This is a genomic window from Limnohabitans sp. TEGF005 (assembly GCF_055394835.1).
In genome coordinates, this window is the sequence record NZ_AP029226.1 from 2889364 (window position 1) to 2903895 (window position 14532).

General features: G+C 62.4%; 7 protein-coding genes. 3 read left to right on the forward strand and 4 right to left on the reverse strand.

Going from position 1 to position 14532, the window contains the following annotated elements:
- Positions 1 to 15: 15 nt before the first annotated feature.
- The 4 genes from ACZ5RG_RS14380 to ACZ5RG_RS14395 are packed head-to-tail and all read right to left on the reverse strand — an operon-like array spanning position 16 to position 7459.
- Positions 16 to 582 (reverse strand): C40 family peptidase, encoded by a 567-nt coding sequence (locus ACZ5RG_RS14380; RefSeq protein ID WP_464447417.1) that lies wholly within the window; start codon positions 580 to 582, stop codon positions 16 to 18.
- The gene (locus ACZ5RG_RS14385; RefSeq protein ID WP_026036645.1) at positions 579 to 1229 is read right to left on the reverse strand and encodes a response regulator transcription factor; all 651 of its coding nucleotides are present in this window, start codon (positions 1227 to 1229) and stop codon (positions 579 to 581) included. The genes ACZ5RG_RS14380 and ACZ5RG_RS14385 overlap by 4 nt, the downstream gene beginning before the upstream one ends.
- A gap of 9 nt (positions 1230 to 1238) precedes the next feature.
- Positions 1239 to 3323, reverse strand: coding sequence for a sensor histidine kinase (locus ACZ5RG_RS14390; protein ID WP_312259743.1), 2085 nt, complete (start codon positions 3321 to 3323; stop codon positions 1239 to 1241).
- Positions 3320 to 7459 (reverse strand): YhdP family protein, encoded by a 4140-nt coding sequence (locus ACZ5RG_RS14395; protein WP_464447418.1) that lies wholly within the window; start codon positions 7457 to 7459, stop codon positions 3320 to 3322. Before ACZ5RG_RS14395 ends, ACZ5RG_RS14390 begins: the two co-directional genes overlap by 4 nt.
- Positions 7460 to 7484: 25 nt before the next feature.
- On the opposite strand from ACZ5RG_RS14395, the gene glnE reads away from it, so the two are divergent.
- The 3 genes from glnE to ACZ5RG_RS14410 all read left to right on the forward strand — a co-directional run bounded on the left by glnE (position 7485) and on the right by ACZ5RG_RS14410 (position 14509).
- On the forward strand, positions 7485 to 10223 hold the full coding sequence (glnE, locus tag ACZ5RG_RS14400) for a bifunctional [glutamate--ammonia ligase]-adenylyl-L-tyrosine phosphorylase/[glutamate--ammonia-ligase] adenylyltransferase (RefSeq protein WP_464447419.1): 2739 nt from the start codon (positions 7485 to 7487) through the stop codon (positions 10221 to 10223).
- A 73-nt stretch (positions 10224 to 10296) separates the two neighbouring features.
- Positions 10297 to 11400: an efflux RND transporter periplasmic adaptor subunit gene (locus ACZ5RG_RS14405; RefSeq protein WP_464447420.1), complete on the forward strand. Its 1104-nt coding sequence runs from the start codon at positions 10297 to 10299 to the stop codon at positions 11398 to 11400.
- Between the two features lie 13 nt (positions 11401 to 11413).
- On the forward strand, positions 11414 to 14509 hold the full coding sequence (locus ACZ5RG_RS14410; protein WP_464447421.1) for an efflux RND transporter permease subunit: 3096 nt from the start codon (positions 11414 to 11416) through the stop codon (positions 14507 to 14509).
- The last annotated feature ends 23 nt before the right edge of the window (positions 14510 to 14532 follow it).

The following is a 14532-nucleotide window of genomic DNA, read 5'->3' on the forward strand; positions in this document are numbered from 1 at the left end:
GGTCGTCGGCCGTTCTCAGTCCAGCAGCGTTCCCGCCCCTTCAAACCGCTGTGCGTAGTAACGGTTGTTCAGCTGGTCCACGCGCACGCCAGTGCGGGGGTTGCTGGCATGCACAAAGCGGCCATCGCCGACATAAATGCCCACATGCGAGTGACGTGCGCCCAGGGTATTGAAAAACACCAGATCGCCGGGTTGCAGGCGTGTGCGGTCAATGGGGCGAGATTTTTGGCCCAGGTCGGCTGATGTGCCCTTGACCGGCAGCCCCGCCGCTTCGCGGTAAACATGCGAGACCAGCCCGGAACAATCGAAACCGGTGGCAGGGCCTCTGCCGCCCCAGGTGTAAGGGGTGTCCAGCAAGGACAAGGCAAACAAGGCCAAGTCGTTGCGTTTGGGGTCGTAGGCGGTGTGGCCTGTGACAGGATCGCTCGCCGGCGCTGTGCTGGGCCATTGCGACGCCGTGGCCGATTGCGGGCCCGGCGATGAGCAACCCGTCAACACCAGTGCCAAGCCCAGCCCTCCCAGCGCGAGGGTGTGCCGCACGCCGCACGCCCATCCTGCCGACGAGCCTGGCGCTTGGCTCATGTCAAGGCCCGCATCAGGTTGGCCAATTCCACGGCTGACTTGACTTCCATCTTGTCGAACACGCGAGAGCGGTGCACCTCGACCGTGCGCACGCTGATGTCCAGTTGGTCCGCGATCAGCTTGTTGGGCAGGCCTTCGACCACCAGGCGCATCACGTCGCGTTCGCGGTCGGTCAGTTCGCCCAGGCGCGATTGCAAAAAATTTTGCTGCGTGCGTGCCACCAAGCGCTCTTGCGACAGCAACAAGGCCTGTTCCACGCGGTCCACCAGGGCGTTGTCAGAAAACGGTTTTTCGCAAAAATCAAAAGCCCCGCGCTTGACGCTGTCCACCGCTGTGGGCACGTCGGCGTGCCCGGTCAGAAAAATCACAGGCCAGGCCTGCGCGAGCCCGTTGGCTTGCAATTGTTCGAACAAGGCCAGTCCGCTCAGGCCCGGCATGCGCACGTCGAGCAGGATGCACCCGGCTTGTTGGGGCAATGGCGTGGCATGGGGCACTTGGGCGGCTTGTTGCAGCATGTCCAAAAAGGCTTCTGCGCTGTCGTAAGGCTCGCTCAGCAAGCGCCGCGTGCGCAGCAACCAGGCCATGCCTTCGCGCACGCCAATGTCGTCGTCAACGATGTAGACCATGCTGTCAAAAGGAAGGTGCATGGGGCGATTCTAGGCGGTGCCTGTGGCGGCATTGCCGTCAGCGGCCGGCAGGGTAAAGCGGAAAACAGTGCCTTTGGGCGCATGTGGCTCGAAGGCCAGATGCCCCCCATGTTGCTCGACCACTGTGCGGCACAGGCTCAAGCCCAAGCCCATGCCTTCGACTTTGGTGGTGAAGAAGGGGTTGAACAACTGGGTTTCGATCTCGGGCGCGATGCCAGCACCGACATCGGTCACCGCAAATTCGACCCAAGCGCTTTCCGGGTTGGACGCGGCGCGTTTGACGTGCAAGACCAGCACCCGGTCGCGGCACTCCGGCAGGTCCATGGCTTGCATGCCGTTGCGCGCCAAGTTGAGCAAAACCTGTTCGACCATGGTGCGGTCGCACCACACCAGGGGCAAGCGCCCCTCCACCCGAATGTGCACCCGAACATGCAGTTTGCGTGCTTGCAGACTCACCAGTGGCGATATGGCGTCGAGCAGGGCTTGCGGTGCCACCGCCTCGCGGGCTTGGTCACGGCGGCGCACAAAGTCATGCACGCTGTTGATGACTCGCCCCGCCCGCTCGGCCTGTTCGGCAATGCGCCGCAACGCCATGTGCACATCGTCCAGGGTTTGCGGTTCGGCCTGTGGGTCTTTCAGCAGGTTGAGCGAGCCGTTGGCATAGCTCGAAATGGCGGCCAGAGGCTGGTTCAATTCGTGGCTGAGCAAGGACGCCATCTCGCCCACGGTGGCGAGTCGGGCGGTGGCCTGCAGGCGTTCCTGGCTGGCGCGTGACAGCTCTTCGATGCGGCGCTGCTCGCTGATGTCGATCACCGCGCCCATCCAGCCCGTCTGTTCACCTCGCACGCTGATCAGCGGCGCTTCGATGATCAGTACCGGAAAGCGCGTGCCGTCTTGCCGCATGAAGACCGATTCAAAACCTTCCCGGGGCGGGGCGTTGCCGGCCAGACGAATGGCCTGGCGTTGCTGGTATTCGTCCACCATTTCGGGTGGCCAATAAGGCATCGGGGCGTTTTGACCAATCAGCGCCTCGGCCTCCCAGCCCACCATTTGGCAAAACGCGGGGTTCACATAAGTGATGTGCCCTTGCAGATCGCGGGCTCTCAAACCGGTGACCAGCGAGTCCTCCATGGCTTTGCGAAATGCCAGGGCATCGGCCAGGTCGCGTTCGGCCTTGAGGCGTCTTCGGGCATCTTTGGCCAGCAAAACCATCACCGTGATCAGCGCAATCGACATGCCCGTGACCAAGGCCGTGAGCACATTGGGGAACAAATCGGGCTCACCCCGCCGCCCGTCCATGCGCAGCAGCAAGGTGTTGCCGGGCAAGTCCACCAGTTGTTGCGTGGTGAAAACGCGCCTTTCCCGGCGTTGGGTGCCGGCAATGGCCAACCGTGTCCCGTCAGGCTCGACAAAAGACAGCTCGTTGCGACGGCCAAATGTGGGGCCCAGTCGTTCCGTCAGCAGCTCTTGCAGGCTGTACGTCACCACCGTATAGCCCATGAATTCGCCAGCCTGGGTCACGGGCAAACACAGCTCCATCACCTCCACACCCAAGCCATCGGCTTGGGGCAAAAAATAGGTGCTGGAGTAAGCCGGGCCATTCAAGCGCTTGGCGCGCTGGCAGGCTTGGGCGGCTTCGTTCAGCACCTCGGCGCGTGCGATTCGCTCAAACGCGGGCGCACGCAAAGGCGAGTCGGAAAAAGACAGCAGCTGCCAATTTTTGTCACGCCATTCCAGGCGCAGCCAATCTCGGTTGTCGCGCAACAAAGCTTGGGCCTCGGGCTGCCAGGTGGCGGGCATGTAGTGCCCCGATTGCAGTGCCTGCAAGGCCTGGACGTGGCGTGACAGGCTGTTGCGCAAGTCGGCCACGGCATCGGCGGTGTCGCGCTCCAGCTCGGCTTGCACCTGGCTGGTCTCATAGCGGCCAGCCAGCCAGACCAGTGTGACCAGCACCGCTAACACCAAGGCGATCAGGGCGGCCCACAAGGATCGCCGTCCTGAACCCCAGGGCAGCACTTCATCGAGTTTTGAACGCCAACGTGACCAGATGTTGTGCCACGCCGAAGCGATATGCGATGTGCCTGTGCGTTTCATGGTGCGTCAGGGCCGGACGGTTTTTTGCTGTCCCCGTTGCTGCTGTTCACTTTGGTGACCCGTGGTTCAGCCCAGCTGCCGTCGATCAAGAATTCTTGCGTATTGGCTTTGGCCAAAGGGTTTTGTAAAAACAGCTGGGCCAAAAACGCCGTCAGACCCACCACCGGGTTGAGCGCGATGCCTGCGACCAAAGAAGCTGTTCCGGCGTCCAGTGCGGGCAAAATCACCACCCGCAGCTTTTGGGTTTCATGAGCGATATCGGCCGAACCATCGAGTTGGACCAGCGCATTCACGCCCTTGATTTGCATGTTGCGGGTGTTGGCGATGCCCTGTGTGATGGTGACATCACCGAGCACCGAGTCAAAGGCAAAGCCCTCGTAAAACACGTCACGGAAGTCCAGCAACAAACGGCGCGGCAAGGCTTGCAGGCTCAAAACCCCCAGCAATTTGGCGGCACCTGCATCGGCTTTGAGAAACTGGCCGCGCCCCATCTTGACGCTGAACTGCCCCGACATACTGGGGTAGTGCAGTGCCAAAGGAGAGCCTTGCCAGCGTACCAATCCTTCGAGTTGCCCGGTGCCACCGCGCAAGGCGTCGGGTGTGCCCAGGCGCGTGAGCAGAGCGCCGGCATCGGTGACATCCAGCTTGAAGTTCATTTCGGTTTTGCGTTGCTGCCCGCCGTCGGCTGCGGTGAGCCAACGCCCCGTGCTGCGCAATGTGGCTTCGGGCAAGACGATGTTGAACTTGTTCAGCTGCCACTCAGGTGAGGTTTTGAGCCGTGTTTTTTGTTGCTCTGTGTTGAGGGCCTCGATTTCAATGCGGCCGAGTTTTTTGCCACGCAGCTCCAGCTGTTCGACCACGATGTCCAGTGACGGCAAATTGACCGGGGGCGCTTCGAGCAGGCCTTCGACCTCGGCCACGCTGGAGGGTGGCAAGTTCAAGCGCGACAGCCGTGCATAAAGATGACCCAATTGCTCGCTGCCGGGTTGGCGATAGACCACATGCCCGTTGAGCTCTCGGGCATCGACATTGACGCGCCACGTCGCCCCTTCGCGCACGGCACCTGCCACTACTTGGTGCAAAGTGCGGCCATCGGCGGTGATGGTGTTGGCCTGCAGGCCGATGCGCGTGGGCAAATAGGCTTGCCAAGCGGCTTGGCCTGGGGTGGCTTTTTCGGCGTCCGACACCACGTTGGCTGGCAACAAGGCTTGCCATTCGTCCACAGAGAAATGGTCCAGCGCCACCGAGGCCGAAACGCCTGTGGCGGGCAAAGTCGGCGCCTGTGTGCTGGGCAAGCCCAGGGTCAGGCTGCCGCGCAAAACGACAGGCACCGGGCCTGCCAAATCCCGCACATAGTTGGCCGAAGCGATGTTGCCCCATTCCAGCTGAAGCTGATCACGCAAACCGCCGCCTGTGTTTTGCACGCGCATCCGAAGAGACAAAGGGGTGCTGGTGCTTGCGGGCTTGCCCAATGGCGTCGGCAACTTCAATGCCAGACCGTCCAGTTGGCTTTGCACAGACAGCTCGGGTTGGCCTTGCCGCCAGCCCAGCTGCGCACTGTAAACGGTGGCACCGCTGGCGTGTTGCGCCAGTGCATTGAGCGGCGCCAACTCTTTGGCTTGGCGCAGGCCTTCAGCGGTGACTTGGCCTTGGGCTCGCAATTGCAGGCCCGCCTCTGCTTTGGTGCCGTTTGTTGTGCCCGCCGCTGCAGACAGGCCGCCTTCGATCCGAACAGGGCCGCCCAGCAAACGCGCTTGCATGCCGTTCAAGGCGAAACCCGACTCTGTAAATTGCAGCGTGCCCTGGGCTTTTTCCAACAAAGGGGTTGCGGCCGTCATGCGCAAATCGTTCCCCGCCAGTACGACAAGCCCTTGCACTTTGGTGTCCTGCGGCGTCAGCAGTGGCACGGTCAGTTTGAACCGGGTTTGCACGCTGCCCGTGGCTTGCGTCTGGCGCAAAGCCCCCGACAGCAGTGCGTCCAGGGGGGACTTTTGCACCAGTGTCAGCACTTGCGTGGCAGGGCCTTTGTTTTCGGCGCTGACATTCAGCACCGGGTTGTGCGCCATGTCTGCCATGTCGACCTGGCCCGCCGTCAGGCTCAGACCTGTGCGTGCATCGCCCACCCGCGCAGAGGCATCGGTCAACTGCATGCCCAGACGGTCAAAGACCAGTTGACCTGTCAGCTTGTGCAGGCGTGGCCAAGGCAGGCTTTTCGATGGCAGCAAGGCAGCGGGGATGTAATCCAGCTCAATATCCCGCACCCGTCCGGCGAACCTGAAATCACCCTCTTTGGGATCGGCAAAAGGCATTTTTGCAAGATCGCCCTTGATCTTGACCTGCACGTCTGAATAGACGCCTTTGGCCACGGCATCGCGCACATATTGACGCACGCCAGCAGGCAGCGTTATGGGCAGGTATCGGTAAGCGCGCGATGCGTTGAGTTGTTTGATTTGACCCTGCAAATCCAGCACGCCGGGACCGCTCCCGTTGGCTGCTGCACGCCATTGGCCCTGCCATTCGCCCTGCACATCTGCATTGCTCAGTTTGAGCTTCCATTCGGGCACCTGCCATTGTTTGGCCTCGCGCTTGAAAACGGCATGCGCCCGCAATGCCTGCACACGCACCTCAGCATCTTCCAGAATGCCCGGTAAAAACAGGGCACCGTCAGCGCCCATGTCCACGTCAATTCGGCCGCCGTCCTGGTTGAGGTTCAGTTTGGTTTGCGCGCTTTTTATGCCGGGCCAGCGGGCGCGGGTGTCGGCAGCGGGCCTGGCTTGTGGCGGCAGCGTGAGTCCATTCACGGTGACCTGCGCATCGAATTTGTCGGGCGATTGCCAATCGCCTTGCCAGCGCCACTGCAAATTTTCGACTTGCCCGCTGACTTCTTGGTCGTGCAGGCGCTGGCGCAAAGCGTCGGGCAAGGGCATGCGCAAACCCACCTCTCGCAGCGCCAACAGGTCCAGATGATCGGCCTGAAGGTGGCCGCGTGCCGTGTTTTTGCCTTGGGGGTAGGTGTAGGCCAGTGAGAGGTTGCCGCCAGGCCAGGCCAAGCCCTGGTCGCTGGTGAACGCCAGATGTTGGGTGGAAACCTCAAAACCGAGGGCGTTGATTTTGGCCCCTAAACGGCCTGACAACTGCTCGAACGCCAGCGGGGGCGCATCCGTGGTCCCACTGGTTTGGACCCCGGTCAGTTGGATGTCGGCCAGGCCGCCGATCCACTGCCCGTTGGTGACATCGTTCCACAAACGCAGGCCACCTTGTCCCTTGGCGATGTTCACGCCCAAAGGGATGTGCTGACTCAATTGCGCCACATCGACCTGTGGAAAGTAGGCATAAACCTGGCCCGTCCAGTCGGGCCACGCGCCGGGGTGCATGGACAACAGGCTGCGTTTAAAACGCCCCATCGTCACGAAGCGCTGTCCCCATTCATCGGGAGGCGTGGCATCCAGGCGCACATCGTGGTGCCGAGCAGAATTGCGCAGCAGCAGGTCCACATCACGCAAGGCCAGTGTCAGCGGCTCAGGATTGTCATGGGGCAAATCAGACGCTGTTTGGGCTGACAGCGGTGGCAGCAAGCCTTTCAAGGGCGCGTTCAGGGCGCGCTCGTGGGTCCAGCGCAACGTGCCGCCCCGCACGATGACTTCGCGTTGTCCAAACAACCAATCGGCGGCGGCACTGTGACCACCACCGCTTTGCGCCCAATCGAGCCCTGCCACGCGCCAGCTGCCATCGGCGTTGAGCCGGATGTCGAGTTCGGGGGCGTCCAGCACCAGCTGTTCCAGTTTCAGGCCCAACACCGAGCGCACACTGATGGCGACCAAGACCTTGGGCAGTCGCAAAGCCGTGTGGCCTTCGGGGTCGAGCAATTCAATCTCGCGCAGCTCGAACGAAGGTGCCCAACCCGTTGACTCGGCCGAGATGTGGGCAATGCGCACTGGAACCCCGATGGTTTGCTGGGCCAAGCGTTCCAGGGTGGGACGGAAATCGCCGATTCGCGGCACAATCCAAAAATGCAAGGTGCCCCAGGCCAAGCCCAACAAAATGCCCAGCACCAGTAAGACCCATGCCATGACCCGCATCAAACGGGACAGCACAAGGGTCAGGCGGGGAAAAGTGGGCAAAGTGGGCACAAACATTTGAATCAGAAAGTCAGCAGGAATTATGACCCGCAGCCAGCCGATGGACGAGGCACCCGCCGCAAATGATGTCAACCCCGCCGATGGGCCCCTGTATTCACGTTTCTTGCAACGTTTGCACCGCCGTTATGCCGACGTCCTGCCCCTTTTGCCGCCCGGCGAGCCCAACCGCGACAGCCTGAGTGCCGCTTATGCCGCCTTGCAGGCCCGGGGCCTGGACACCAGCGCCGCCTTGCGCGTGCTGCGACAGCTCACCCTAGAGCGCCTGGCCCAGTTGGATTGCACCCGGCAGGCCTCGCTGGAGGTGGTGACCCACGGCATGACCTGGCTGGCTGAGGTCACCCTCGACATCGCCTGGCAACAGGTCATGGCCGATCTGGATGTGCTGCATGGCGTGCCCACCAAGGCAGATGGGCAGCGCGCTGAAATGTGGATCATCGGCATGGGCAAGCTGGGTGCCCGTGAATTGAACGTGTCCAGTGACATCGACCTGATTTATGTGTACGACCAGGACGGCGAAACCTTGGGCAACAGTGAAGGCCGCAACAAAGTCTCTTGCCAGGACTACTTCACCCGCGCCGTCAAGCGCATGTACGCCTTGATCGGTGACACCACTGAGCACGGCTTTGTGTTCCGGGTCGATTTGGCCCTGCGGCCCAACGGCAACTCGGGCCCGAGCGTGGTCTCGCTCGATGCGTTGGAAGAGTATTTGCAGGTGCAAGGCCGCGAGTGGGAGCGCTTTGCCTGGATGAAAAGCCGGGTCGTGGCCCCGCGCAGCACCGTGGTTAACGGCTCGGCGCAGGCTTTGCGTGGCGTGGTGTTGCCCTTTGTGTTTCGCCGCTACCTCGACTACAACGTTTTTGAATCGCTGCGCACACTGCACCAGCAAATCCGCGACCATGCGGCCAAACGCAGCGCGGGTCACCCCGAACGCGCCAATGACGTCAAGTTGTCGCGTGGTGGCATCCGCGAGATCGAATTCACTGTGCAACTGCTGCAGGTGGTGCGCGGTGGGCAGTTTCCTGAGTTGCGCACGCGCCCCACGCTGAACGCGCTGCAACGCGTGGCCAAGGCAGGGCTCATGCCCCAGGCCACAGCCGATGCTTTGGCTGCGGCCTATGTGTTTTTGCGCCAGGTTGAGCACCGCATCCAGTACCTCGACGACCAGCAAACCCATGTGTTGCCCACCCGCGACGACGACTTGGCCTGGATTGCCCGGACCTTGGGTTATTCCGGCAGCTGTACATTTTTGACCGATCTGGACGCACACCGAGAAGTGGTGGCACAAGAGTTCGACACCTTGCTTGGCGGTGACCGTGAATGCAAAGGCTGCAACGGCAAAAATGGCCAACGCGAGCCGACCGAACTGGACGATATGGCCGGGATTTTCTCGGGCCGCATCGGCGAGCGCTTGGCGCAATGGCCAGCCAACCCGCGCGTGCAGGCTTTGCGCGACGATGCACGCGGCCGCCTGATGCGCCTGCTGCAGCGCACCGCCCAATGGTTGCAAAACGGCCGCGTGAGCGAAGAGGCCGTGTTGCGCATGGTCGACTGGATCGAACCCCTGCTGCGCCGCGAGAGTTATTTGGCACTGATGCTGGAGCGCCCGTCTGTGCATGAACGGCTGCTGCGTTTGTTGGGCGCAGCCAAATGGCCTGCACGTTATTTGTTGCAACACCCCGGTGTGATCGACGAGTTGGCCGGGGGCAATTTGTTTGACAGCCGTTTCGATGCCGTCGAATTTGAGGCCGAGTTGCAGGCTCGGCGGCAGGCCCTGCAGCGCACCGGCGAAGACGACGAAGAAAGCCTGCTCAACTTGCTGCGCCGTGCCCACCACGCCGAGCAGTTCCGCACGCTGGCCAGGGACGTGGAGGGGGTGCTCACGGTGGAGCAAGTGGCAGATGACTTGAGCGCCTTGGCCGACGCCGTGCTGCGCGTGACCGCCCGCTGGTGCTGGGACCGCCTGAAGACCCGTCACCGCGAAGAACCGGCGATTGCCATCATTGGCTACGGCAAGCTGGGCGGCAAAGAGCTGGGTTACGGCAGCGACCTGGACATTGTGTTTGTCTACGACGACGAGGACGAACGCGCCCAGGAAATCTATGCGGCTTACGTGCGCAAAATGATCAATTGGATGACCGTCAAAACCGCTGACGGCGATTTGTACGAAATCGACACCGCTTTGCGCCCCAACGGCAACTCGGGCCTGTTGGTCACCCGCTTTGAAGCCTATGCCGATTACCAGCAACAGCGCGGCAGCAACACCGCCTGGACTTGGGAACACCAGGCCATGACGCGTGCCCGCTTTGTGATGGGCCTGCCTGCCTTGGCCCCGCGTTTTGACGCGGTGCGTTGCGCCGTCATCAGCGCCCCACGAGACGCCGCCAGCCTCAAGGCCGAAATCGTGGCCATGCGCGAGCGTGTGCGCCAGGGCCACCCGGTCAAAGCCGATCGCTTTGACGTCAAGCACAGCCCCGGTGCGATGGTCGATGCCGAGTTTGCCGTGCAATACCTGGTGCTGCTGCACACCGCTGCGCACCCTAAGCTGGCCGACAACGTGGGCAACATCGCCTTGCTGATCCGCGCCGAAGAGGTGGGTTTGTTGCCTTTGGGCATGGTGCAAGCTGCCGCCAACGCCTACCGCGAAATGCGCCGGGTTCAGCACCGCGCCCGTCTGAACGAAGAGCCCACCGATGTGCTTATGGAGGCATTGGCCACCGAGCGTGACGCGGTTTTGGCGGTGTGGCAGTTCGTCATGCAATGACACGGCTTTTTTAAGCGGGGTCAACCGCTAAACTCATTGCGCGCCAGCCAGGCGTGCAGCAAAGAGAAGCGTCATGAAAAAAAGCGGTGTTTGGGTGTGGGCAGGATCTTGGGTTTTGGCGGGTATGGCCAGTGCGGTTTGTGCTGCCGATGACGGCAAAGCCCCGACGGCCAGCAAACCCTCTCTCACGGTCACCGTGACCACCCCGCAAACGGTCAACATGGCCCAAAAAATCAAGGCCAACGGCTCTTTGGCCGCTTGGCAAGAAGCCGTGGTGGGGGCGCAGGCCAATGGGCTGAGCATCACCGAAGTGCGTGTCAATGTGGGCGACCGGGTGCAGCGCGGCGATGTGCTGGCGCTCTTGCAGGCCGATGCCTTGCGGGCCGAGTTGGCACAGGCCGAAGCCGCGCTGGCCGAAGCCACCGCCAGTGCACAAGAAGCCAAGGCTCAGGCCGAGCGCGCCCGCAGCTTGCAGCAGCAAGGCTTTTTCAGCAACGCACAACTGAGCCAAGCTTTGGCCGCCGAGGCGTCTGCTGCCGCCCGCGTGCAGTCCGCCCGTGCCGTGGTGCAGTTGCAAAACGTGCGCTTGGCGCAAACCCAGGTGCGAGCGCCCGATGCGGGCGTGATCTCGGCGCGGCAAGCCACCGTGGGCAGCGTGGTGGGCGCGGGCACTGAACTCTTTCGCTTGATCCGGCAAGGCCGCATCGAGTGGCGTGCCGAAGTGACGGCCACCGAGTTGGGCCGCATCCAGCTGGGCGCGCCGGTGCAACTCAAGGCCGCCAGTGGCCAGGTGCTGCAAGGCAAGGTGCGCATGGTGGCGCCCTCGGTCGATGCGCAAACCCGCAACGCCTTGGTCTATGTCGATTTGCCCGCCCAAACTGGCAGCGCCCGCGCCGGCATGTTTGCCCAAGGCGAGATCACGCTGGGCCAAAGCCAGGCCCTGACTTTGCCGCAAAGCGCGGTGGTGGTGCGTGATGGTTTCAGCTACGTCTACAGCGTGGGTGCTGACCAAAAAGTCAGCCAGATCAAGGTGCAAACCGGTCGCCAAAGTGCAGACCGTGTGGAGGTGATGGCGGGCCTGAAGGCCGATGCCCGTGTGGTGACCGGTGGCGGTGCATTCTTGAACCACGGTGACACCGTGCGTGTGGTCGATGCTGCGGCCAAACCCGCCCAATAAACAAAGGGACGCCATGCTCAACGTCTCTTCTTGGTCGATCCGCAACCCGATCCCGGCCGTCATGCTGTTTGTGCTGCTGACGCTGGCCGGTTTTATCGCCTTTGGGTCTATGAAAGTGCAGAACTTTCCAGACCTGGATGTGCCCACCATCAGCGTGACCGCCAGCTTGCCAGGCGCGGCGCCCTCGCAGCTCGAAACCGATGTGGCCCGCAAGCTCGAAAACGCGCTGGCCCCGCTGCAAGGTCTCAAGCACATCACCACCAAAGTGCAAGACGGCGTGGTGTCGATCACCGCCGAGTTCCGCATGGAAAAGCCCACGCAAGAAGCGGTGGACGATGTGCGCTCGGCCATTCAAGGGGTGCGGGCCGATTTGCCCGGTGACTTGCGCGACCCGGTGGTGCAAAAAATCAATTTGGCGGGCACCCCGGTGCTGGCCTACACCGTGCGCTCTGAGCGCATGGACGATGAAGCCCTGTCTTGGTTGGTTGACAAAGAGATCACCCGCAAGCTCTTGTCGCTGCGCGGTGTGGGGGCGGTCAACCGCGTGGGCGGCGTGACGCGTGAGGTGCAGGTCTCGCTCGATGTGAACCGTTTGCAGTCGCTGGGCATCACAGCCGCTGAAGTGTCGCGCCAACTCAAACAGGTGCAGCAAGAAGGTGCCGGTGGCCGCATGGACTTGGGCGCGGGCGAGCAGCCGGTGCGCACCTTGGCCACCGTGAAGACGGCGCAAGAGGTGGGGCAAATTGAGCTGGCCACTTCGCGCGGCGCACGCGTGCGCTTGGACCAGGTGGCCAGCATCAGCGACGCGCTGGCCAATCCGCGCTCGGCGGCCAGCTTGGATGGCAAGCCCGTGGTGGGCTTTGAGGTGGTGCGCAGCAAGGGCGAGAGCGAAGTGGCCGTGGGCCGCTTGGTGCGCCAAGCGCTGGCCGACTACCGCCTGCAAAACCCAGACATCGAGATCACCGAGGCGTTTGACTTTGTGACCCCGGTGCAAGAGGAATACGACGGCTCATTGACGCTGCTGTACGAAGGCGCGATTTTGGCGGTGCTGGTGGTGTGGCTGTTTTTGCGCGACTGGCGGGCCACCTTTGTCTCGGCGGTGGCTTTGCCGCTGTCGGTCGTTCCGGCCTTCATTGGCATGGCTTATTTGGGGTTTTCCATCAACGTGGTGACTTTGCTGGCGCTGTCTTTGGTGATTGGTGTGTTGGTGGACGATGCGATTGTCGAGGTGGAAAACATCGTGCGCCATTTGCGCATGGGCAAGTCGCCCTATCAAGCGGCCATGGAAGCGGCAGACGAGATCGGCTTGGCCGTGATCGCCACCACCTTCACCTTGATCGCGGTGTTTTTGCCCACGGCCTTCATGAGCGGCATTCCGGGCAAGTTCTTCAAGCAGTTTGGCTGGACAGCTTCGCTGGCGGTGTTTGCCTCGCTGGTGGTGGCGCGGGTGCTCACGCCCATGATGGCGGCCTACATCTTGAAGCCCATCGTCACTGCGGCGCACGAGCCGGCTTGGCTCAAGCGCTACATGGTTTGGGCCACTTGGTGCATGAAGCACCGCTTCGTCACCATGGTGCTGGCCACCTTGTTTTTCATCGGCTCCATCATGCTGGTGCCTTTGCTGCCCAAGGGCTTTATTCCGCCCGACGACAACTCGCAAACCCAGGTGTATGTGGAGTTGCCCCCCGGCTCGAATTTGGCCCAAACGCAAGCCAGCGCCGAACACGCCCGCCAGCTTTTGATGACGGTCAAAGACGTGAAAAGCATCTACACCACCATCGGTGGCGGCAGTGCGGGCACCGACCCCTTTGCGGGTGGCGGTGCAGCCGAGGTGCGCAAAGCCACACTCACCATCCAGCTGACCGAGCGCGGCACGCGCCCGCGCAAGCAAGTGATTGAAAACGACATCCGCACCGCTTTGCAGGCAGTGCCCGGTGTGCGCACCAAGGTCGGTTTGGGGGGCTCGGGTGAGAAGTACCTGCTGGTGCTCACGGGCGATGACCCGCAGGCCCTGCAAACCGCCGCCATGGCGGTCGAGCGCGACTTGCGCACCATCCAAGGCTTGGGCTCCATCGCCTCGACGGCCAGCTTGGTGCGACCCGAGATCGCGGTGCGCCCTGACTTTGCCAAAGCGGCCGATTTGGGCGTGACCACTGCGGCCATCAGCGACACCTTGCGCGTGGCCACCTTGGGCGACTACGACGCGGCGCTGCCCAAACTCAATTTGTCGGAGCGCCAGTTGCCCATCGTCGTCAAGTTGGGCGACGAGGTTCGGCAAGACCTGAGCACGCTTGAGCGCTTGATGGTGCCGGGCAGCCGTGGCCCCGTCATGCTCAGCCAGGTCGCTAGCGTAGAGGTGGCCGGTGGCCCCGCTGTGATCGACCGCTACGACCGCCAGCGCAACATCAACTTTGAGATCGAGCTGTCGGGCATGCCGTTGGGCGATGTGACCGCGGCGGTGCAAAAACTGCCCGCCCTGCAAAGCCTGCCGCCGGGCGTGAAGGTGGTGGAAGTGGGCGATGCCGAAGTCATGGGCGAGCTGTTTGCCAGTTTTGGCCTGGCCATGCTGATCGGTGTGCTGTGCATCTACATCGTGCTGGTTTTGCTGTTCAAAGGCTTTTTGCAGCCCGTCACGATTTTGGCGGCCTTGCCGCTGTCGCTCGGCGGGGCCTTCGTGGGCTTGCTGATCGCGCAAAAGAGTTTTTCCATGCCTTCGCTCATCGGGCTGATCATGCTCATGGGCATCGCCACCAAAAACTCCATCTTGCTGGTGGAATACGCGATTGAAGCGCGGCGTGGTCGCCCCGCCACCGACGCCCACCCCGCCGTGCCCGGCATGAGCCGCTGGGACGCCATCTTGGACGCTTGCCACAAGCGTGCGCGCCCGATTGTGATGACCACCATCGCCATGGGCGCGGGCATGTTGCCCATTGCCGTGGGTTGGGGCGCAGCCGATGTGAGTTTCCGCTCGCCCATGGCGATTGCCGTGATTGGCGGCCTGCTCACCAGCACCGTGCTGAGCTTGCTGGTGATCCCGGTGGTGTTCACTTACCTCGATGATTTGGGGCTGTGGGCCGGGCGGGTGTTGCGCAAATGGCGTACCCACTGAGCCTGGGGCCTGTTCGTCATCTG

Coding starts and splice junctions, on each gene's coding strand:
- ACZ5RG_RS14380 (WP_464447417.1), bottom strand. CDS start 582: ATGAGCCAAGCGCCAGGCTCGTCGGCAGGATGGGCGTGCGGCGTGCGG.
- ACZ5RG_RS14385 (WP_026036645.1), bottom strand. CDS start 1,229: ATGCACCTTCCTTTTGACAGCATGGTCTACATCGTTGACGACGACATT.
- ACZ5RG_RS14390 (WP_312259743.1), bottom strand. CDS start 3,323: ATGAAACGCACAGGCACATCGCATATCGCTTCGGCGTGGCACAACATC.
- ACZ5RG_RS14395 (WP_464447418.1), bottom strand. CDS start 7,459: ATGTTTGTGCCCACTTTGCCCACTTTTCCCCGCCTGACCCTTGTGCTG.
- glnE (WP_464447419.1), top strand. CDS start 7,485: ATGACCCGCAGCCAGCCGATGGACGAGGCACCCGCCGCAAATGATGTC.
- ACZ5RG_RS14405 (WP_464447420.1), top strand. CDS start 10,297: ATGAAAAAAAGCGGTGTTTGGGTGTGGGCAGGATCTTGGGTTTTGGCG.
- ACZ5RG_RS14410 (WP_464447421.1), top strand. CDS start 11,414: ATGCTCAACGTCTCTTCTTGGTCGATCCGCAACCCGATCCCGGCCGTC.